Genomic DNA, 19,437 nt, shown 5'->3' with positions numbered 1-19,437 from the left:
ATGACCGATCCCCGCATCAACGACGACAGCGTTTTCCCCGATCCGGTCTACAAGGACACCGTGCTGCGGCCGCTGTTTGACAGTGCCAAGACCCACCACGTCGCGGCCTTCGGCGCCATTGACCAGGCCCATCTGGTGATGCTGGTGGAGACCGGCATTCTCGATGCCGGGCAGGGGCGTGACATCGCCCGGGCACTCACCGCCATCGCGGCCGAAGTCGACCCGGCGACGCTGGTCTATACCGGCGACGTGGAAGACTATTTCTTTCTCATCGAGAAGGAACTCAAGGCCCGGCTGGGGCCCGATCTGGCGGGGCGGTTGCACACCGCCCGCTCGCGCAACGATATCGATCATACCCTGTTCAAGCTGGGTCTGAAGGCGCGACTCGACGTGCTGATCGCCAAGGCGCAGGCGCTCTATACCGTGCTGATCGACACCGGCGAGCGCGAAAAGGCCACGCTGATCGTGGCCTACACGCACGGCCAGCCGGCCCAGCCGAGCACTTTTGGCCACTATCTGGGCGCGATGATCGAAGTGCTGGGCCGCGACATCGACCGGTTGCAGCAGGCCTATGGCGTGGTCGATCAATCGCCGATGGGCGCGGCCGCCATAACGACGTCGGGCTTTCCGATCAATCGGGCCCGGGTGGCGCAATTGCTCGGCTTCGCGGCGCCACTGCAGAACTCCTACAGTTGCATCGCGGCGGTCGACTACATCACGGCCACCTATGGCGCCATCGAATTGCTGTTTCTCCATCTCGGACGGCCCATTCAGGACCTGCAGGTGTGGAGCAGTTTTGAAGTCGGACAGCTCTATGTACCCAACGCGCTGGTGCAGATCTCCTCGATCATGCCGCAAAAGCGCAATCCGGTGCCGATCGAGCATTTGCGGCTGCTCTCCAGCCAGACTTTCGGGCGGGCCCGGGCCATGCTCGACGTCATGCGCAACACACCCTTCACCGACATGAATGACAGCGAAGGCGAGACCCAGGCCATGGGCTATCAGGCCTTTGACAGCGCCTATCGCGTGCTCGATCTGCTGGCCTCGGTGATGGCACAAGTCCGCATCGACCCGGCGCGGGTCGCCACCAATATCAGGCGCTCCTGCATCACCATTACCGAACTGGCCGACAGCCTGGTGCGCCAGGAAGGGCTGTCGTTCCGTGAAGGCCATGAGATTGCCGCCGCCGTGGCCCGTGCGGTGGTCGCCGCAGATGGCGATCTGCCCCAAGATGGCTATGGCCCGTTTGTGACGGCATTCGAGAAATCGGTGGGCCGGCCCACCACAATCGACGCCAAGCGTTTTGCCGAACTGGTCTCGCCCGAGCATTTCGTCGCCGTGCGGGACCGTTTCGGCGGCCCGGCGCTGGCGCCCATGAACGAAGCACTGGCGAGCTATCGTGCGCGCGCTGCGGCCTTTGCCGATGCTGCCAGGGCCCGTGCCGCGGCGCAGGCGCTGGCGAAAGCCGAACTCAATTCCAAATTTGGTGCACTGATCGGAGCGGCCTGATGGCGACTATTGAACTACAGGGCCTGGTCAAAGCCTATAACAAGACAACTGCCGTCCACGGCATTGATCTGACCATCAATGACGGGGAATTTGTGGTGTTTGTCGGTCCGTCGGGCTGTGGCAAGTCCACCACGCTGCGCATGATTGCGGGGCTGGAAGACATCACCGCTGGCACGCTGAGCATTGCCGGTGCGGTGGTCAATGACATGGCACCCAAGCAGCGCAACATCGCCATGGTGTTTCAGAATTACGCCATCTACCCGCATATGAGTGTGGGCAAGAATATCGGCTTTGGCCTCTATACGTCCAAGCTCAGCGCCACCGAAAAAGGCCAGCGCATTCTGGAAACCGCCAAGATCCTTGGCCTCGAGGACCTGCTGGATCGACGCCCGTCAGAACTGTCGGGCGGGCAACGCCAGCGCGTGGCCATTGGCCGGGCCATGGTGCGCGATCCGGTCGCCTTCCTGTTCGATGAGCCGCTATCCAATCTCGACGCACAATTGCGCGCGCAGATGCGCATCGAGATCAAGCGCCTGCATCAGCGCCTGGGCACCACCATTGTCTATGTGACGCACGACCAGATCGAAGCCATGACCATGGCCGACAAGATCGTGGTGATGCGCGATGGCCGCATCCTGCAGGTGGGCACGCCCACGGACCTCTATGAAAACCCGGTGGATGTGTTCACCGCTCGGTTTATCGGCAGTCCGTCGATGAATTTGCTCACGGGCGAGATTGCGGGCGGCAAGCTCAGCGTCAATCAGACCGTTGCCGCCGGATTGGACGCGACGGCATTTGCCGAGGGTCCGATATTGGTCGGCGTGCGGCCCCATGATTTGCTGGTCGGCGCCCCCACCCATGCTGGCTTTGAAATCGCCGGAACCGTTACGGCGGTAGAGCCGCTGGGCTCCGAGACCCTGGTGCATCTCGATATTGCCGGGGCCGAAGCCATTGCCACCGCACCCGGCAAACTGCTGCCCAAGGTGGGCAGTACTGTCTCGGCCACGGCGCAGCCGGGAGCGCTGTATTTGTTCGACGCGCAGACCGAGCAGGCACTGGGCCGGCTATGATGACGGCACGCCCGACGGGCGCGATTGTCTGTGCCGGTCGGATTTACTGCGATCTGGTGTTCTCGGGCCTGCCAGCGATGCCGCGGCTGGGTGCGGAAGTCTTCGCCGAGGCCATGACCCCGGTCCTGGGCGGCGGCGCCTTCATTGCAGCGGCCCACCTGGTAGCGCATGGCCGGCCGGCCGGTGTGTTGTCGCGCTTTGGTACGGACCCGATTTCTGTTGCTCTGGAAGGCCAGTTTGCCGCTGATGGGGTGGCGATGGACCTGATTGAGCGGGCGGCCGATGCTGGTCCGCAGATCACCATTGTCATGGCCCATGACAGTGATCGCGCCTTTCTGTCGCGCCGCGCCGGCCATGCGCTGCCGCGTGATTATGCCCGCTTGCTCGCGAGTTCTGGGGCAGTCCATCTGCACATCGCCGAATATGCCACCTTTGCCGAACACCCCGATCTGGTCGCCGACGCCAAGCGGCTGGGTTTGACCGTGTCGCTGGATCCGAGTTGGGATGAAGAACTGATCCACGATCCCTCGCTCCTGTCGCGCTGCGCCGGGGTTGACGTATTTCTGCCCAATCTGGACGAGGCGCTGGCCATTACCGGCGAAACCCAGGCCAGCGCGGCGCTGGCGCATCTGGCCCGGCATTTCCCGGTTGTGGCCATCAAGCTGGGAGCCGATGGCGCCATGCTGGCCATCAAGGACCAGCGCCTTGCTCAGCCGGCGCCGCGAGTGCCGGTACGCGACACCACCGGCGCTGGCGACGCCTTCAATGCGGGGTTGCTCCATGCGTGGCTGGAGGGGCACGCGCCCCAGCGCTGCCTGCAGGCTGGCATCGCCTCCGGCAGCCTTTCAGTCCAGGCCATTGGCGGCACCACATCGCTGGCGCGCCCCATCGGCGCCACGGGCTGATCAAGGGTCTGCCTGCTGCGGCCTGACGGTACGATGGCCCCGGCGTCAGCCGCAAGCGCCATTCCGTCGCGGGAGCAGATGCATCATGCGGCCAGCGCGGGCTGGCTCAGCCGTCCGTTGTCGGCCCGCGGCCAGGCTCGGCCGGCAGGGCCATGGCAATCAGATCCCGTTCGCTCTGCACATGACGGCGCATGCTCACAAAGAACGAGCGCAGCAGATAACCCATGGCGTCGGGCGACAGCTTCGAGCGGTCCTTGCCCAAATCCTGCAAGGCTTCGCTCACCTCACTTGCTGCGCTGTGATCGGCCAGATGTTCCTCGCGCAGCCGTGCCATGGTCCGCGCCATTTGCGGGTTCTGCATCGTTTCCAGCAGCGGAAACAAGGCCTGTTCCTCCAGGGCCTGCGTGCGGGCGATGAGCGGCTCAAGCGTGGCCGCCAGGGTCAGGCAGATCCGCTTTTGCACGTTGTGCGGCAGACTGTCGGCCACGGCTTCAAGACCGTCGCACAGCGCCAGCACTTCACTATGGCATTGTTCCAGCGCCTCAATGCGCCGGTTCGCTCGTATCATCGGATTTCCAGTCGCCTGTAGCCTTTCACTTTAGCATTGCCACGGTTCGAAGAATTGACCCCGATCAACTCGGCCTCAGATGGGCGATCAACCGATCTGGTAGGGAACGATGGCGCGATGGTCACCATCAATGGAAATCTCTGCCGCCAGCGGCGGTACGGAACGCTGCGGGCAGGCGCGGCGCTCGCAAATGCGACAGGAAATGCCGATCGGGTCAAACCGGGCCCGCACCGGGTCCACATCACTGCCATAGACCAGCCGATTGGCGTGGCTGATTTCGCAGCCCAGCGCATAGGCATAGCGCCGCGTGATGCCGTTATAGCCGCCGCTGCGCTTCTCGCTCGACCAGGCCAGGCTCAGATAGCGGTTGCCATCCGGCGTCTCGGCCAGTTGCCGGATGATCTGGCCATGGGCCTCAAACGCCCGATGCACATTCCACAGCGGACAGGCCCCGCCAAAGCGGGCAAATTGCAGCGCCGTTGCCGAGTGCCGTTTGGTGATGGTGCCGGCGGCGTCGACCCGGGCAAAAAAGAACGGCACGCCTTTTTCGCGCGGCCGCTGCATGCTCGAGAGGCGGTGCGCCACCTGCTCCAGACTGGCGCCAAACAGATGAGCCAGTTCCTCGATGTCGTAGCGATGCGCCTCGGCCGCCTTGAGATAGGCGCCATAGGGCATTTGCAGCGCGCCGGCGAAGTAGTTGGCCAGCCCCATCCGCGCCACCGAGCGCGCCTCGGCGGTCTTGAAACTGGCCGCGTCGAGCAGGTGATCGAGCAGGGTGGCCTGCTCGGCCACGGCCAGATGGGTGGCGATCTGGAAGAATTGCGTTGACGGCTCCAGCCGGCCATTGATCGCTAGCGTTCGTGTCGATCGATCATAATTCTTGATCAGATCGGGCTGGCTTGGCGCCGTCAGCACCACCCGCAGATCATGGGCCTCGCCACAATAGGCGATCAGCCGGTTGAGCCGGTCAGCGGCAAAGATGCCGAGTTCCTCGGCCAGCGCCTCGGCGGCGCGGTCGAGCGGATCAATGTAGTTGTCGGCATAGTGGAAGAAGTCGCGCACCTCTTCGTAAGACGTCTGCAGGCCGGCCTGCGGATTTCTGGTGAGTTCTGCATCGACGCTGGCCAGCCGTTCATTGGTCTTGCGATAGGTTTCATAGAGCGCCAGCAGGGCCCGCGCCACGTCCGGCGCATTGGCCGCCACCGTCTTGAGTTCCTGCAAATTCGGTACGCCCTCGCCAAATACCGGGTCCGCCAGCGCCTCGCGCAGTCCCGCCAGCAGCCGGTCCGAGCCGTCGGTCATCAGGCTGGAGAGATCAAGATTGAACCGGTCCGCCAGCGCCAGCATCACCGAGGCTGTCAGTGGGCGCTGATTGGATTCGATCTGGTTGACATAGGAGGCCGAGATATCCAGCCGCGCCGCCAGCTCACCCTGGGTCAGCCTGTGTTGCGTCCGCAGGGCCCGTAGCCGTGCCCCGGCGAAAATCTTGCGCGTCGCCATTCACAAATCCACAAAATTACAAATCTGCTTCTGTGTGATTGTAACAGACCCGCCGTTTGCTGTCTTGGGGGATTGCACACAACGCGCTAGTCTCAACACGAGCAAGGAGACGACGACATGCAGGATATCATCGCTCAACTTGAGGCCAAGCGGGCCGAAGCGCGGGTCGGCGGCGGCCAGCGCCGCATCGATATCCAGCACAGCAAGGGCAAGCTGACGGCGCGGGAGCGGCTCGACATCCTGCTCGATCCGGGCAGTTTTGAAGAATACGACATGTTCGTCACCCATCGGGCGACCGATTTCGACATGGCCGACACCATCATCCCCGGCGACGGCGTCGTCACCGGCTGGGGCACCATTGATGGCCGCCTGGTCTATGTGTTCAGCCAGGATTTCACGGTGTTCGGCGGCTCGCTGAGCGAAACCCACGCCAAGAAGATCTGCAAGATCATGGATCTGGCCATGCAGAATGGCGCCCCGGTGATCGGGCTCAATGACTCTGGCGGTGCCCGCATTCAGGAGGGCGTCGCCTCATTGGGTGGCTATGCCGACGTGTTCTGGCGCAATACCCAGGCCTCGGGCGCGGTGCCGCAGATTTCGGTGATCATGGGCCCCTGCGCCGGCGGCGCAGTCTATTCGCCCGCCATGACCGACTTCATCTATATGGTCAAAGACACCAGCTACATGTTCGTCACCGGGCCCGATGTGGTCAAGACGGTCACCAATGAGAGCGTGACCCAGGAAGAACTGGGCGGCGCCTCCACGCACACGAAAATCTCCTCGGTCGCCGACGCGGCCTTCGAAAACGATATCGAGACCCTGCTCGAAGTGCGCCGGCTCTATGGCTTCCTGCCGCTGGCCGCCGGGCAGAAGCCGCCGCATCGCCCGACCGACGATCCCCTCAATCGTGACGATATCAGCCTCGATACCATCATTCCCGCCAGCGCCAACCAGCCCTACGACATGCGCGAGGTGATCGAAAAGATCGCCGACGAGGGCGACTTCCTTGAGCTGCAGAAGGACCATGCCGGCAATATCCTGATCGGCTTTATCCGCCTCGGCGGCGATACGGTCGGCGTCGTCGCCAACCAGCCTTTGGTGCTGGCGGGGTGTCTCGATATCAACGCCAGTAAGAAAGCAGCGCGCTTCATCCGCTTCTGCGACAGCTTTGAAATCCCCATCCTGACCCTGGTCGACGTGCCCGGCTTCCTGCCCGGCGTCGCCCAGGAATATGGTGGCATCATCAAGCACGGCGCCAAGCTGCTGTTCGCCTATGCCGAGGCCAGCGTGCCGCTGGTCACCGTCATCACCCGCAAGGCCTATGGCGGCGCTTATGACGTGATGGCAAGCAAGCACATCAAGGCCGACGTGAACTACGCCTGGCCCTCAGCCGAAATCGCTGTGATGGGCGCCAAGGGCGCCACCGAAATCCTCTATCGCTCCGAACTGGGCGACAAGGACAAGATCGCCCGGCGCACGGCAGACTACGAAGCGCGCTTCGCTAACCCCTTCGTTGCCGCCGAACGCGGCTTCATCGACGACGTCATCATGCCGCATGGCACAAGACGCCGCGTCATCCGGGCGCTCTCGACGCTGAAAAACAAGAGCGTGCAGGGGCCGAGGAAGAAGCACGGGAATATACCGTTGTGAGGGACAGCATCAGCACCTTGCCCAAACGCCCCCCTCCCCAGCCCTCCCCGCAAGGGGGAGGGTGCCCCATCGCGTTTGTGGCACTGTCGCGCCTCGCCCGCCGGACGAACACCCTCCCCCTTGCGGGGAGGGCTGGGGAGGGGGGCGGCTGGCCCCCATATTTGGGCAGTCCCGCCTGCTTCCAGCGACGTAGCCGCTCAAGGTGGAACCGATGAGCCGGGAACTTCGACGAAAGCTGCGCGCAAATTCAACGCGTGCCGAACGAGCCTTGTGGCAGTTGCTCTGGCCCATGCGTACTGGCGGCTTTCACTTCCGCAAGCAGGTCGAGATTGGGCCCTATTATGTCGACTTCGCCTGTCGGCACGCCCAACTCGTCATTGAGGTCGATGGCAATAGCCACGATGGCGAGCTGGCACAGACCAATGACCGGACGCGCGACGACTATCTGTCGTCGCGAGGCTTCAAGGTGCTGCGCTTTTCCAATGAGGACGTCCTGTTCCACGCCGATGGCGTTTACGATACCATCGCGGCCGCCCTTGAGTATCGCCCGGAACGTCCCCGTGCGAGCCCCCCTCCCCAACCCGCCCCGCAAGGGGGAGGGTGCGACTCCGAGCAAACGGCATTTCCGAGGCAACATCCATGATCACCAAACTCCTCATCGCCAATCGCGGCGAGATTGCCTGCCGGGTCATCAAGACGGCCAAGCGCATGGGTATCGCCACCGTCGCCGTCTATTCGGACGCAGACAAGGAGGCGCTGCATGTGCGCATGGCCGACGAGGCGGTCCATATCGGCCCGTCGCCGGCCAAGGATAGCTATCTGCAGATCGACAAGATCATTGCCGCCTGCAAGGCGACCGGCGCGCAGGCCGTGCACCCCGGCTATGGCTTTCTGAGCGAAAACCCCAAATTTGCCGAAGCGCTGGAAGCTGCGGGGATCATCTTTGTCGGTCCGCCTGTGAAAGCCATCGAGGCCATGGGCGACAAGATCACCTCCAAGAAACTCGCAGCCGAAGCGGGCGTCTCGACTGTGCCCGGCCATATGGGGCTAATCGATGACGCCGAGCACGCCGTGACCATCAGCAAATCCATCGGCTATCCGGTGATGATCAAGGCCAGTGCCGGCGGCGGCGGCAAGGGCATGCGCATTGCCTGGAATGACGCCGAAGCGCGCGAGGGCTTTGATCGCTCGAAATCGGAAGCTGCGTCATCCTTTGGCGATGATCGCATCTTCATCGAAAAATTCGTCACCGAACCGCGCCATATCGAAATCCAGCTGATCGGCGATAGCCACGGCAATGTGCTCTACCTCAACGAGCGCGAATGCTCCATTCAGCGGCGCAACCAGAAGGTCATTGAGGAGGCGCCGTCGCCGTTTCTCGATGAGGCGACGCGCAAGGCCATGGGCGAGCAGTCCGTCGCTTTGGCCAAGGCCGTCGGCTATCAGAGTGCCGGCACGGTTGAGTTCATCGTCGACAAGGACCGCAAGTTCTATTTCCTTGAAATGAACACCCGCCTGCAGGTGGAGCATCCGGTGACCGAGCTGATTACCGGGCTCGATCTGGTCGAGCTGATGCTGCGCGCCGCCAATGGCGAGGTTCTGCCGCTCAAGCAGGCCGATGTGCAGCGCCAGGGCTGGGCCATTGAAAGCCGGCTCTATGCCGAAGACCCCTATCGGAGTTTTCTGCCTTCCACGGGTCGGCTGACCAAATATCGCCCGCCTGTCGAAAGCGCGTCCGAGACGCTGGTGGTGAGAAATGACACCGGGGTGTTCGAAGGCGGGGAGATTTCTACCTTCTACGATCCGATGATTGCCAAGCTCTGCACCTGGGCGCCGACCCGTCTGGCGGCGATCGACGCCATGGCCGTGGCGCTGGACAGCTTTGAAGTCGAAGGCGTCGGCAATAATCTGCCGTTTCTCTCGACCGTGATGGAGCAGACCCGCTTCCGCGAAGGACGGCTGACCACTGGCTATATCGCCGAAGAATTCCCCGATGGTTTCCTTGGCGCCGCCCTCAGCGAGCAGCATCACTATGATGTTGCCGCTGCAGCCGCGATGCTGATGAGCCGCCGCGAAGCGCGGCACGGCACGGGCACCACTGAACAGCACTGGCACGTCCAGATCGGCAACCAGGCGCTGCCGGTCACCGTCAACGAAACGGCCGATGGCTATACGGTGGGCGCTGAATGGCGCAGCCAGGCCGCGCGGCTCGATTGGCAGCCGGGCGCCGGCCTGGCCAGTGTCGAATGGTCCGATGGCCGTCACTCGGTGTTCAAGGTCAATGCCACCACCTCGGGCTTCCGCATCCGCTATCGTGGCGCCGATCTCAGGGTGCAGGTGCTGGCGCCGCATGTGGCGAGCCTGCTCAGGCACATGCCGATCAAGGTCCCGCCCGACATGAGCAAGTTCCTGCTCTGCCCGATGCCGGGGCAGGTGGTGCGCATCGATGTGGCCGTGGGCGACATTGTCGAGGACGGCCAGACGCTGGCCATCGTTGAAGCCATGAAGATGGAAAATGTGCTGAAGGCCGAAAAGCGCGCCCGCATCAGCAAGGTACACGCCGTGGCCGGCGCGGTGCTGGCGGTCGATCAGGTGATTCTGGAATTTGAGGCGGTGTCATGAGTTTGGTGTCTGCGGCGAGATACCCCCACCCTCATTCCCTCCCCACAAGGGGGAGGGACGCTTGCTCTCAGTTTGCCGTGAAATCCTGCCCACCAGAGGCGCAGTCGTCTCCCTCCCCCTTGTGGGGAGGGATCAAGGGTGGGGGTTACGATGTCTGACCAAAAAGCCGATTTCGCGCACTGGGCCGAACTCGCCCAAAAGGAACTCCGTGATATCCCGCTCTCCGCGCTCGACCGCGACTATGGCGGCATCGCCGTCAAGCCTGTGTATTTCGGCGAGGGCAGCGAGGTGCCCGGCGCCGAGCCGTTCACCCGTGGCGTGCGGGCGACCATGTATGCCAACCGGCCCTGGACCATTCGGCAATATGCCGGCTTCTCGACCGCCAAGGAATCCAATGCCTTTTACCGGCAGGCGCTGGAAAAGGGCCAGAAGGGGCTCTCGGTCGCTTTCGACCTGGCGACCCATCGCGGCTATGACAGCGACCATCCGCGCGTTGTCGGCGATGTCGGCAAGGCCGGCGTGGCCATCGACAGCGTCGAGGACATGAAGATCCTGTTTGATGCCATCCCGCTCGATCAGATGAGCGTGTCGATGACCATGAATGGCGCGGTGATCCCGGTGCTGGCCATGTTCATCGTCGCCGCCGAGGAGCAGGGCGTGCCGCAGGCCAAGCTCGAAGGGACCATCCAGAACGACGTGCTCAAGGAGTTCATGGTCCGCAACACCTATATCTACCCGCCTGAACCCTCGATGCGCATTGTCGGCGACATCATCGCCTATACCGCCGAACACATGCCCAAGTTCAACTCGATCTCCATCTCGGGCTACCACATGCACGAGGCCGGGGCGACGGCGGTGCAGGAACTGGCCTATACCCTGGCCGATGGCATGGAATATGTCCGCGCGGCGCAGGCCCGCGGCCTCGACATCGACAAGTTTGCCGGCCGGCTGAGCTTCTTTTTCGGCATCGGCATGAACTTCTTCCTCGAAGTCTCCAAGCTGCGCGCCGCGCGCCAGCTGTGGAGCGAAATCATGACCGGGCTGGGGGCAAAAGACCCGCGCTCCAAGATGCTGCGCACCCATTGCCAGACTTCGGGCGTGTCGCTGACCGAGCAGGATCCACACAACAATATCGTGCGCACCACCATCGAGGCGCTGGCCGCGACGCTGGGCGGCACCCAGAGCCTGCACACCAATTCGTTCGATGAGGCCATCGCGCTGCCGACCGAATTTTCCAGCCGCATTGCCCGCAATACCCAGCTCATCCTGCAGCACGAAAGCCGCATCACCGACGTCGTCGATCCGCTGGGCGGCTCCTACTACGTCGAGGCGCTCACCGCCGAACTGGTCGCCGGCGCCAAGGCGTTGATCGGCGAGGCCGAGGCCCAGGGTGGCATGACCAAGGCGGTGCAGACCGGCGGTCCCAAGCTCGAAATCGAAAAGGCCGCTGCGCTGCGGCAGGCGCGTGTTGATCGCGGCGAAGATGTCATTGTCGGCGTCAACCGCTACCGGCTTGATGTCGAGGATGGCATTGACGTCCGCGATATCGACAACGCCAAGGTGCGTGCCGAGCAGATCGCGCTGCTGGGACGCGTGCGCGCCGGCCGCGACGAGGCCAAATGCCAGTCCATGCTCTCCGCCCTGCGCGAGTTTGCGGCCATGGATGAGGGCAATCTGCTTGACGCCGCAGTGGCCGCCGCCCGCGCCCGCGCCACCCTGGGCGAAATCAGCCAGGCCATGGAAGATGTGTTCGGTCGCCACGCCGCCATTACCCGCGTCATCTCGGGGGTATATGCGCAGGGCTATGGCGACGATCCCGAATTTGCCGCCATTGCCGGCCGCATCGACAGCTTCAAGAAGAGCCGGGGCAGGGCGCCCTCGATCTTCATCGCCAAGATGGGCCAGGATGGCCATGATCGCGGCGCCAAGGTGATCGCCAGCGCCTTCGCCGATCTCGGCTTCCTCGTCCATATGGGTGATCTGTTTGAAACCGCGCCGGAAGTGGCCGCCCATGTCGCCGAGCTCAAGGTCGATGCCGTGGGCGTCTCGTCGCTGGCCGCCGGCCACAAGACGCTGGTGCCCGAACTGATCTCGGCACTCAAGGATCGTGATCTGGGCGAGGTCACCGTGATTGTCGGTGGTGTCATTCCCGAGCAGGATTACGACTTCCTGCTCGATTGCGGTGTGGCGGCCATTTTCGGTCCCGGTACCAATGTGCTCTCGGCGGCCTTCTCCGTGCTCAGCCAGATTGAAGGAAGGCTCTCCAACCAATGATCGGTCGCCTCAATCACATCGCCATCGCCGTGCCCGATCTGGCTGCGGCATCAGCGAAGTATCGCGACTTGCTGGGGGCCCATGTCGGCCAGCCGCAGGCGCTGCCCGAGCATGGCGTTACCGTGGTGTTCATCGATACCGGCAATACCAAGGTGGAACTGCTGGAGCCGCTCGGCGCTGGCTCGCCCATTGCCGCCTTCCTCGCCAAGAACCCGGCCGGGGGCATGCATCATATCTGCTTTGAAGTGCCAGACATTGCCGCTGCCGCCGCCGCGCTGACGGCGGGCGGCGCCCGCGTGCTGGGCGATGGCACGCCGAGAACCGGCGCCCATGGCAATCCGGTGCTGTTTCTGCACCCCAAGGATTTTGACGGCACGCTGATCGAACTCGAAGAGTGCCCCGCCTGAGCCCGCTGACATTGATGTGCACGATAGGGTGTCGCCGGACTGTCCGGCTTTGGCTATGCTGCAGCCGGCACGCGCACTGGTGAGCGCAAGGGCGATACGCCCCCAATGCTTACGATCTACCGGAAAGGTCGCCGCATCAGATGAAGGGGAGCTTTGTTGCCGTTGTCGGACCCAGTGGGGTCGGCAAGGACAGTCTGATCGGCTTTGCCAGCGCACGGCTTGCCGAGGCGGACTGGCTGCGCGTGGTGCGCCGCGTGGTGACGCGCCAGGCTGATGGCGGCAGCGAAGACCACGATAGTCTCGATCTGGCCGGCTTTGCCGCGGCCGAGCGCGCTGGTGCCTTTGCCCTGACCTGGGAGGCCCACGGGCTGCGCTATGGCCTGCCGATTGCGCTGGAAGACGATCTGCGCGCCGGCCGGGTGGTGGTAGCCAATCTGTCGCGAGCGATGATTCCGACCCTGCTTGAGCGCTATCCCGGCACGGTGGTTGTGGCGGTTTCGGCTGATCCCAAGGTGATCGAACGCCGGCTGGCTGGCCGTGGCCGCGAAACCGCCGGCTCCATCCAGCGGCGCCTTGACCGGCAGGTCAGCGATCACCTGCCGGCCAATACGGTGCGGATCGACAATTCCGGCGATCTGGAACAGGCCGGCCTGCAGTTCGTGCAACTCCTGAACGATATTTCCCGCGCCTGAGCCGCAGAACGGATCAATCCAGCCCATCACGGCCGCGAAAGCGGCGCTGGTACTCGGGATCGTAGAGCGAACTCTCGCGGAAGTCCTCGGCGGCCAGGGTCCGGCCGACAAAAATGATCGCCGTCCGCTCCACCGGGTCGGCGGCAAAGCTGGCGGCAATATCGGTCAGCGTGCCCCGGATGATTTTTTCATCGGGCCAGGAGGCGTGAAAGACGATGGCGACGGGGCAATCTGCGCCATAATGCGGCGTCAGTTCGGCCACCACCCGGTCCAGTGCATGAATGGCCAGGTGGATCGCCAGGGTTGCCCCGGTGGCGCCAAAGGCGCTGAGGGTTTCACCCGCTGGCATGGCGGACGCTCGCCCGGAAATGCGGGTCAGCACCAGGCTTTGGGCTTCGGCCGGAATGGTCAGCTCGCGCCCCAGCGTCGCTGCCGCCGCAGCAAAGGCCGGCACGCCCGGCGTCAGCGAATAGGGGATGCCAAGCTGGTCGAGCCGCCGCATCTGCTCGGCCACCGCACTCCACATCGACAGATCGCCCGAATGCAGCCGCGCCACATCCTCATTGGCCGCGTGGGCCCGCACATATTCGGCCTCGATCTCGTCGAGCGATAGTGGCGCGGTATCGATCAGGCGCGTGTCCGGTCCGCACCAGGCCAGCATTTCCCGCGGCACGATGGAGCCGGCATAGAGACATACCGGGCAGGCGGCGAGCAGGTCGCGCCCGCGCACGGTGATCAGATCGGCTGCACCGGGACCGGCGCCGATGAAATGCACGATCATGTCTTGCTCCAGACCCATTGGGTAATCGGCATGGCTGGACGCCAGCCGGTCATGCTGCCGATAGCGTCGGCCCGGGCAATCTCGATACGGGTCAGGCTGCCGCCCAGCCTGGCGTGGTGGGCCAGCAGCAGCGCTTCGAGCTCCAGCGTTACCGCATTGGCTACCAATCGCCCGCCGGGGCGCAACGCGACAATGGCGGCATCGAGCACGCCGGGATCGGAACCGCCGCCACCGATGAAAATGGCATGGGGCGGCTCAAGACCCTCCAGCGCCTCTGGTGCGGTGCCGATGGTGATCTTGAGGTCAGGCACACCGAACAGGGTCGCATTGCGCGAGATGCGGGCGGCGCGCTCGGGGTCGGCCTCGATGGCGACTGCGCGCAGGCCGGGATCGGCCAGCATCCACTCAATGGCCACCGAGCCGGACCCAGCCCCAACATCCCACAGCGTCTCGCCACGCCGCGGCGCCAGGGCCGAGAGCGTCAGTGCCCGCACGTCGCGCTTGGTGATCTGCCCATCATGCTCGAACAGGTCGTCGGCCAGCCCCGGCGTCAGTGGCAGCACGCGCGCCTCGGGCAGGGCCACCACGCTGATGGCGCAGACATTGAGCGGGTTGACCCCGTCCAGGGCAAAGCTCATCGCCACCTGGCTGCGGACCTTCTCATCGGGACCGCCCAGCGCTTCGAGCACGGTGACAACAGAAATCCCAAACCCGGCCTGGGTGAGCAGGGCTGCCAGCAGCGTCGGTCCGTGTTCGTCCGAAGTCAGTGCCAGAATGCGCGCGCCCGCATGCAGATGCGGCCGGATCAGGTCGAGCGGCCGGCCATGCAGCGAAAGGGCAAGAACATCCTGCAGCGGCCAGCCCAGGCGCGCAGCGGCGAGGCCGAAGGCTGAAGGATGCGGATAGACGACCATCTGACTGGCGTCGATATGGCGGGCCAGCGTGGCGCCAACCCCGAAATGAAATGGATCGCCGGAGGCCAGCACGCAGATCCTGCGCCCCTTTTCGGCCAGCACGGCTGCGATGGATTCCGAGAAGGGGGAGAGCCAGGTCCGGCTGGTACCGCTGATGATCGGAGCGGCGAGGTCGAGATGGCGATTGCCACCAAACACAATCTCGGCCTCGGCAATGGCGGCCCTGGCGGCGTCGCCGAGGCCATCGAGCCCGTCCTCGCCAATGCCGACCACTGACAGCCATGCGGTGGTCATGGCTGAACCCCGGTGCGATGGATGGCGCAGCACCCCCACCCTTGATCCCTCCCCACAAGGGGGAGGGAGACGATGAACGCCGGCATCGCAGCCTGCGCCTCCCTCCCCTCGATGGGGAGGGAATGAGGGTGGGGTGGGGCCACACGCACCAGGCTACAGTTGATGCTCACTTCTGCACCCCACGCGGTGAATAGACCAGCGGGGACTGCCCGGGGCGCTCGATGATCCGGGTCTCGGGCGAGCCGATGATCACGCAGGTGGCCATATCGGCCTTGGCCGGATCAGCGTCGGCCAGCGTCACGACACTGATCGCCTCATCGGGGCGTCCGGCGGCCCGGCCAAAGATCACCGGCGTGCTCCAGGGCAGCACTTCGCGCAGAATCGAAAAGGCACTGCCCAATTGCCACGGGCGCGCCTTTGAGATGGGATTGTAGAGCGCAATCACCAGCCCGGCGCCGGCTACGGCGCGCAGGCGGGCTTCGATCACCGTCCAGGGCTTGAGATTGTCCGACAGCGAAATGGCGCAGAAATCATGGCCCAGCGGTGCACCGACCCGGGCCGCGACCGCCAGCATGGCCGTAACGCCGGGCACGATGGACAGCTCCAGCGCGCGCCAGGCGGGCGGGCCCGCTTCAATGGCTTCGCAAACCGCCGCCGCCATGGCGAATACCCCGGGATCGCCACCCGAGACGACGCAGACCCGCTCACCACTGGCGGCGGTCATCAAGGCGTCCTTGGCGCGGGCCAGTTCTTCGCGATTGTCCGAGGCAACGCGGCGCTGGTCGTCGCGCAGCGTCAGCCGGTCGAGATAGGGGCCATAGCCGAAAAACACGTGGCTGGCGGCAATGGCAGCCAGGGCCTCGGGCGTGGCTTGGTCGGGACTGCCCGGACCCGTGCCGACGACAGTGAGCTTGCCGGTCATGCCGCACCTGCCGCAAGCGGTCGCGTGCTCCAGCCCGGCAGCAGGATGATGGCGAAATAGGGGGCAATATCGTCGGGCTTGTCGGCCAGCCGCATCGAGGCGCCATTGGCCATGGTGCCGCGCTCGACATAGATGGCGCTGTCGAGCCGGCCGGAAGCTGCAATGGCGCGGCGGATCTTGGCCAGGTTGCGGCCCACCTTCATGATCACCGCGCCATCGGTGTTATCCAGGCGTCTGGCCAGATCGACCTCCTCCAGCGTGCCCGGCAGCACGGCCAGAATGTCGTCTCCCTGCACCAGCGGCAGTCCGGCCTGTGACCAGCAGCCTGACATGGCGGTTATGCCCGCGACGACCTCCGTGGGGTAACGATGCGCCAGTCGCACATGGATGTGCATATAGCTGCCATAAAACAGCGGGTCGCCCTCGCTGAGCACGGCCACGCTCCGCCCGGCATCAAGATGGGCGGCAACGCGGGCAGCGGCCTCGGCGTAGAAATCACCGGTGGCCGATTTGTAGTCGGCGTGGCGGCGGTCGATCTCGGTGGTGACCGGGTAGCCGAGCTGTTCCTCGATCTGATCGGTGATCAGATCGGCGACAATGGCGCGGGCATTGCTGGCATTGCCCTGCTTGGCAAAATAGGCCACCACATCGGCATTCCGGATCGCCCGCACCGCCTTGAGCGTGAGCAGTTCGGGATCGCCCGGCCCGGTGCCGACGCCAATCAGTGTGCCGCTCATATGCCTGTCCTCGCCAAAGCGTTGAGGGCCGCAGCCGTCATGGCCGAGCCGCCGAGCCGCCCGCGCACGATGGCATAGGGCACACCATAGGAATTTTCCGCTAGCGCGGCCTTGGATTCGGCCGCACCGACAAAGCCGACGGGCATGCCGATGATCGCGGCCGGCCTGGGCGCGCCATCGCGCAGCAGTTCGAGCAGATAGAATAGCGCCGTGGGCGCATTGCCGATGGCGACAACGGCGCCATCCAGACGTGGCAGCCAGAGGCGCAGGGCGGCGGCGGAGCGGGTATTGCCGATCGCCGCGGCCAGGGCTGGCGTGGCTGGATCACGCAGTGTGCAGATGACGTCGTTATTGGCCGGCAGGCGGGCGGCGGTAACCCCGCGCGCGACCATTTCAGCATCGCAGAATATCGGCGCGCCGTTTTTGAGGGCGTTCTGCGCAGCGGCAACGAAACCGGGACCAAACTCGAAATGCTGTGCCGCCTCGACCGCGCCGGCAGCGTGAATCATGCGGATGGCCAGTTCAGCCTCATCAGCGCTGAACGCAGACAGGTCGGCTTCGGCCCGGATGATGGCGAAGGACTGCCGGTAAATGGCGTCGCCATCCTTGATGTAGTCGTATTGGGTCATCGTCTTCCTTGCCCGGACGGGCCGAGGGCGGACTCAAGCTGGTCCGCGCGCAAAACACTCTCTGGCGTATCGCCCGCTGTGCCGTTGATGACAAGACCGTAACCGTCCGGCTGCCCCACCAGCGTCAATGCGGCGCGGCGCGGATGCGCACAACCCTTGGCGCAACCCGAGACGTGCAGATCGCTGCCCGCCGGCAGAAAAGCTGCCAGCTTTTCAGCAATGGCGCGGGCCGGGATATGGCCGGAGGCACAACCGGCGCTGCCGATGCAGGCGCTGATCCGGGTGAGCGGATCGGCCGGATCGGTGATGAAACCAAGCGCGGTCGCTTCGCTGACGAATTCGGCGGGAGCATTGATGGCCAGCAAAGCGTGGTGCGGGGCGATGCGCAATTCGGTGACGCCCATCTGGCTGGCGCGGGCGGCAAGCGCGATCAGCGCGGCACTGTCGCTGGCGCCAAAGGGCAGGGCGATGCCGGTCGCACTGCCCTTTGTCACCTTGAACTGACCAATGGTGGCGCTGCTCGTCTGCGCACTCAGCGCTGTGCCCTCGATCAAATCGGTGGCCCGGGCGGCCAGCCCCCGTTCGGCGAGTTGGTGCAGCACGGTCAGCGCAGCGGCAGGTGCATCTGCTGCGTCGAACTCCGCCTGCGGCTGGCCGGCAATCGTCAATGTCCAGCGACCGGGCGCGATTGCGGTCAGCCCGATATCGGCCTTCAGCCCGGCGCGGGTGATCTGCCCCATGCCATCCACCACCACGGTGACCTTGGGGCCAAGTCGGCCATCCAGCGGCGCGGCAAGAGCCCGGATGGCGGCGGCGAGACCGCGCGGGTCGCTCAGTTCCGTGGGGTCGTCGCCAGCCAGGGGCGGGGTTTCCACCACCAGTCCCTGCTCGATAGTGGCGATAGCCCGCACGGCTGCAGCAAAAGGCGCGGTGCTGGCGGTAGTCAGCCCGCGCACCTGCAGATTGCCGCGAGCCGTGATTTCGACCTGACCATTGCCATGCAGGGCTGCCAGTTTGGCGATGGCGCCAAGCTGCGTCGGGGACAATTGGCCATCGGCAAGCCGCAGCCGGGCCAACAAGCCGTCGCCGGTCTGCATCGGCGCCTCAAGCGTCGGGCAGGCGCCGCGACGCCGCGGCGATGGAATGGCGATGGATGGGACAACGGACATGGCAGGAGGTTTATCCCATTGCCGGTCAGGGATGAAGGGGCTCCCGCGCCTCCCGCTTGCGCAGCAGATAGGTATCCATGATCCAGCCGTGCTGGCGCCGGGCAGCCTGGCGCGTTGCCACGATCTGCTCGGCGACATCCCCGAGGCGACCGGCAATGATGATTTCGTCCGGCGTACCCAGATAGGCGCCCCAGAAAATCTCCAGGTCGGGGTCAGCCTGGGTGAAGGCGGTCTGGCCGTCAAGCATGACGATGGTGTCGTCCGTGACAGCCGTCAGGCGGCGTCCAGTGGTGATGTGGATCGGCTCGCCAATGCGATTGAGGGCAATGCCGTGCGCCGCCGTCAGCGCCTGTACCGAGGTGATGCCGGGGACGATTTCCACGGCGACGGGATGAGCCTGGCGCAAGCGCTCGATGATGCGAATGGTTGAGTCGTAGAGCCCCGGATCGCCCCAGACGAGGAAGGCGCAGCTGCCATCCTCGGGAACATCGGCCAGCAGGCCGGCAAAGCGCTGGGCGAGGGCTGCATGCCAGTCGTCAACGCCAGCGCCATAATCCGGGTTGGCCGCATCGCGTTGGGGCACGGCATATCCCAGCGTGCGGCTGGCCGGATTGGTCACATAGCGGGCGATGATCTCACGGCGCAGATCAGCCAGATCGGCCTTGTTCGCCCCCTTGTCGGGGATAAACAGCACATCGGCCCGGTTGAGCGCATTGATGGCCTGAATGGTGATGTGCTCGGGATTGCCAGCCCCGATACCCACGACGAGAATGGTTTTCATGCTCGGTTCTTGC

The 19,437-nt window shown here is 64.5% G+C and carries 18 protein-coding genes; 9 read left to right on the top strand and 9 right to left on the bottom strand.

The window, feature by feature from the left end; all coding sequences use genetic code 11:
• From argH to ABFY71_RS08575, 3 genes are read left to right on the top strand one after another with little or no spacing between them, the layout of a single operon-like run.
• Window positions 1–1,509 carry an argininosuccinate lyase gene (gene argH / locus ABFY71_RS08585; RefSeq protein ID WP_431021519.1) on the top strand — a complete coding sequence of 503 codons (1,509 nt, stop codon included), beginning with the start codon at window positions 1–3 and terminating at the stop codon, window positions 1,507–1,509.
• Complete coding sequence (locus ABFY71_RS08580) at window positions 1,509–2,579, top strand: ABC transporter ATP-binding protein (protein ID WP_347945589.1); 1,071 nt, start codon at window positions 1,509–1,511, stop codon at window positions 2,577–2,579. Before argH ends, ABFY71_RS08580 begins: the two co-directional genes overlap by 1 nt.
• Window positions 2,576–3,484, top strand: a complete 909-nt coding sequence (locus tag ABFY71_RS08575; RefSeq protein WP_347945588.1) for a carbohydrate kinase family protein — start codon at window positions 2,576–2,578, stop codon at window positions 3,482–3,484. Before ABFY71_RS08580 ends, ABFY71_RS08575 begins: the two co-directional genes overlap by 4 nt.
• A 106-nt stretch (window positions 3,485–3,590) precedes the next feature.
• Here ABFY71_RS08575 and ABFY71_RS08570 read toward each other — a convergent pair whose 3' ends face one another.
• Entirely contained in the window at window positions 3,591–4,052 is a 462-nt protein-coding gene (locus tag ABFY71_RS08570; RefSeq protein ID WP_347945587.1) for a hemerythrin domain-containing protein, read from the bottom strand.
• 87 nt (window positions 4,053–4,139) lie between these two features.
• Window positions 4,140–5,552, bottom strand: coding sequence for a helix-turn-helix domain-containing protein (locus ABFY71_RS08565; RefSeq protein ID WP_347945586.1), 1,413 nt, complete (start codon window positions 5,550–5,552; stop codon window positions 4,140–4,142).
• A 117-nt stretch (window positions 5,553–5,669) separates the two neighbouring features.
• Between ABFY71_RS08565 and ABFY71_RS08560 the strand changes: the two genes are divergently transcribed.
• From ABFY71_RS08560 to phnN, 6 genes are all read left to right on the top strand, one after another.
• The gene (locus ABFY71_RS08560; RefSeq protein ID WP_347945585.1) at window positions 5,670–7,202 is read left to right on the top strand and encodes an acyl-CoA carboxylase subunit beta; all 1,533 of its coding nucleotides are present in this window, start codon (window positions 5,670–5,672) and stop codon (window positions 7,200–7,202) included.
• Between the two features lie 211 nt (window positions 7,203–7,413).
• Window positions 7,414–7,845: an endonuclease domain-containing protein gene (locus ABFY71_RS08555; protein WP_347945584.1), complete on the top strand. Its 432-nt coding sequence runs from the start codon at window positions 7,414–7,416 to the stop codon at window positions 7,843–7,845.
• Window positions 7,842–9,824, top strand: a complete 1,983-nt coding sequence (locus ABFY71_RS08550) for an acetyl-CoA carboxylase biotin carboxylase subunit (protein WP_347945583.1) — start codon at window positions 7,842–7,844, stop codon at window positions 9,822–9,824. The genes ABFY71_RS08555 and ABFY71_RS08550 overlap by 4 nt, the downstream gene beginning before the upstream one ends.
• A gap of 150 nt (window positions 9,825–9,974) precedes the next feature.
• The gene (gene scpA, locus ABFY71_RS08545) at window positions 9,975–12,098 is read left to right on the top strand and encodes a methylmalonyl-CoA mutase (RefSeq protein WP_347945582.1); all 2,124 of its coding nucleotides are present in this window, start codon (window positions 9,975–9,977) and stop codon (window positions 12,096–12,098) included.
• Complete coding sequence (gene mce / locus ABFY71_RS08540; RefSeq protein ID WP_347945581.1) at window positions 12,095–12,505, top strand: methylmalonyl-CoA epimerase; 411 nt, start codon at window positions 12,095–12,097, stop codon at window positions 12,503–12,505. Before scpA ends, mce begins: the two co-directional genes overlap by 4 nt.
• 140 nt (window positions 12,506–12,645) lie before the next feature.
• Window positions 12,646–13,197: a phosphonate metabolism protein/1,5-bisphosphokinase (PRPP-forming) PhnN gene (gene phnN / locus ABFY71_RS08535; protein WP_347945580.1), complete on the top strand. Its 552-nt coding sequence runs from the start codon at window positions 12,646–12,648 to the stop codon at window positions 13,195–13,197.
• A 13-nt stretch (window positions 13,198–13,210) separates the two neighbouring features.
• Here the strand turns inward: phnN and cobM are convergent, their stop codons facing one another.
• The 7 genes from cobM to cobF all read right to left on the bottom strand — a co-directional run bounded on the left by cobM (window position 13,211) and on the right by cobF (window position 19,424).
• Entirely contained in the window at window positions 13,211–13,978 is a 768-nt protein-coding gene (cobM, locus tag ABFY71_RS08530; RefSeq protein ID WP_347945579.1) for a precorrin-4 C(11)-methyltransferase, read from the bottom strand.
• Window positions 13,975–15,186, bottom strand: coding sequence for a precorrin-6y C5,15-methyltransferase (decarboxylating) subunit CbiE (cbiE, locus tag ABFY71_RS08525; RefSeq protein ID WP_347945578.1), 1,212 nt, complete (start codon window positions 15,184–15,186; stop codon window positions 13,975–13,977). Before cbiE ends, cobM begins: the two co-directional genes overlap by 4 nt.
• A 166-nt stretch (window positions 15,187–15,352) precedes the next feature.
• Window positions 15,353–16,108, bottom strand: a complete 756-nt coding sequence (locus ABFY71_RS08520) for a precorrin-3B C(17)-methyltransferase (RefSeq protein ID WP_347945577.1) — start codon at window positions 16,106–16,108, stop codon at window positions 15,353–15,355.
• Entirely contained in the window at window positions 16,105–16,845 is a 741-nt protein-coding gene (locus tag ABFY71_RS08515; protein ID WP_347945576.1) for a precorrin-2 C(20)-methyltransferase, read from the bottom strand. The genes ABFY71_RS08520 and ABFY71_RS08515 overlap by 4 nt, the downstream gene beginning before the upstream one ends.
• On the bottom strand, window positions 16,842–17,474 hold the full coding sequence (locus ABFY71_RS08510) for a precorrin-8X methylmutase (RefSeq protein WP_347945575.1): 633 nt from the start codon (window positions 17,472–17,474) through the stop codon (window positions 16,842–16,844). The genes ABFY71_RS08515 and ABFY71_RS08510 overlap by 4 nt, the downstream gene beginning before the upstream one ends.
• A complete protein-coding gene (gene cobG, locus ABFY71_RS08505) occupies window positions 17,471–18,643 on the bottom strand; it encodes a precorrin-3B synthase (RefSeq protein ID WP_347945574.1) in 1,173 nt (390 codons plus the stop codon). Before cobG ends, ABFY71_RS08510 begins: the two co-directional genes overlap by 4 nt.
• Before the next feature lie 25 nt (window positions 18,644–18,668).
• Window positions 18,669–19,424 (bottom strand): precorrin-6A synthase (deacetylating), encoded by a 756-nt coding sequence (gene cobF, locus ABFY71_RS08500; protein WP_347945573.1) that lies wholly within the window; start codon window positions 19,422–19,424, stop codon window positions 18,669–18,671.
• Between the last annotated feature and the right edge of the window lie 13 nt (window positions 19,425–19,437).

Origin of the sequence: Devosia alba (assembly GCF_039938915.1) — a bacterium.
Classification (GTDB): domain Bacteria; phylum Pseudomonadota; class Alphaproteobacteria; order Rhizobiales; family Devosiaceae; genus Devosia; species Devosia alba.
This window is presented reverse-complemented; position numbering and strand designations above follow the sequence as displayed.

Excerpts from the sequence above, each read along its gene's own strand:
- cbiE (WP_347945578.1), bottom strand. The coding sequence starts at position 15,186 with ATGACCACCGCATGGCTGTCAGTGGTCGGCATTGGCGAGGACGGGCTC.
- ABFY71_RS08565 (WP_347945586.1), bottom strand. The coding sequence starts at position 5,552 with ATGGCGACGCGCAAGATTTTCGCCGGGGCACGGCTACGGGCCCTGCGG.
- ABFY71_RS08510 (WP_347945575.1), bottom strand. The coding sequence starts at position 17,474 with ATGACCCAATACGACTACATCAAGGATGGCGACGCCATTTACCGGCAG.
- scpA (WP_347945582.1), top strand. The coding sequence starts at position 9,975 with ATGTCTGACCAAAAAGCCGATTTCGCGCACTGGGCCGAACTCGCCCAA.
- phnN (WP_347945580.1), top strand. The coding sequence starts at position 12,646 with ATGAAGGGGAGCTTTGTTGCCGTTGTCGGACCCAGTGGGGTCGGCAAG.
- ABFY71_RS08560 (WP_347945585.1), top strand. The coding sequence starts at position 5,670 with ATGCAGGATATCATCGCTCAACTTGAGGCCAAGCGGGCCGAAGCGCGG.
- ABFY71_RS08520 (WP_347945577.1), bottom strand. The coding sequence starts at position 16,108 with ATGACCGGCAAGCTCACTGTCGTCGGCACGGGTCCGGGCAGTCCCGAC.
- cobM (WP_347945579.1), bottom strand. The coding sequence starts at position 13,978 with ATGATCGTGCATTTCATCGGCGCCGGTCCCGGTGCAGCCGATCTGATC.
- argH (WP_431021519.1), top strand. The coding sequence starts at position 1 with ATGACCGATCCCCGCATCAACGACGACAGCGTTTTCCCCGATCCGGTC.
- cobG (WP_347945574.1), bottom strand. The coding sequence starts at position 18,643 with ATGTCCGTTGTCCCATCCATCGCCATTCCATCGCCGCGGCGTCGCGGC.
- ABFY71_RS08580 (WP_347945589.1), top strand. The coding sequence starts at position 1,509 with ATGGCGACTATTGAACTACAGGGCCTGGTCAAAGCCTATAACAAGACA.
- cobF (WP_347945573.1), bottom strand. The coding sequence starts at position 19,424 with ATGAAAACCATTCTCGTCGTGGGTATCGGGGCTGGCAATCCCGAGCAC.
- ABFY71_RS08515 (WP_347945576.1), bottom strand. The coding sequence starts at position 16,845 with ATGAGCGGCACACTGATTGGCGTCGGCACCGGGCCGGGCGATCCCGAA.
- ABFY71_RS08570 (WP_347945587.1), bottom strand. The coding sequence starts at position 4,052 with ATGATACGAGCGAACCGGCGCATTGAGGCGCTGGAACAATGCCATAGT.
- ABFY71_RS08575 (WP_347945588.1), top strand. The coding sequence starts at position 2,576 with ATGATGACGGCACGCCCGACGGGCGCGATTGTCTGTGCCGGTCGGATT.
- mce (WP_347945581.1), top strand. The coding sequence starts at position 12,095 with ATGATCGGTCGCCTCAATCACATCGCCATCGCCGTGCCCGATCTGGCT.
- ABFY71_RS08555 (WP_347945584.1), top strand. The coding sequence starts at position 7,414 with ATGAGCCGGGAACTTCGACGAAAGCTGCGCGCAAATTCAACGCGTGCC.
- ABFY71_RS08550 (WP_347945583.1), top strand. The coding sequence starts at position 7,842 with ATGATCACCAAACTCCTCATCGCCAATCGCGGCGAGATTGCCTGCCGG.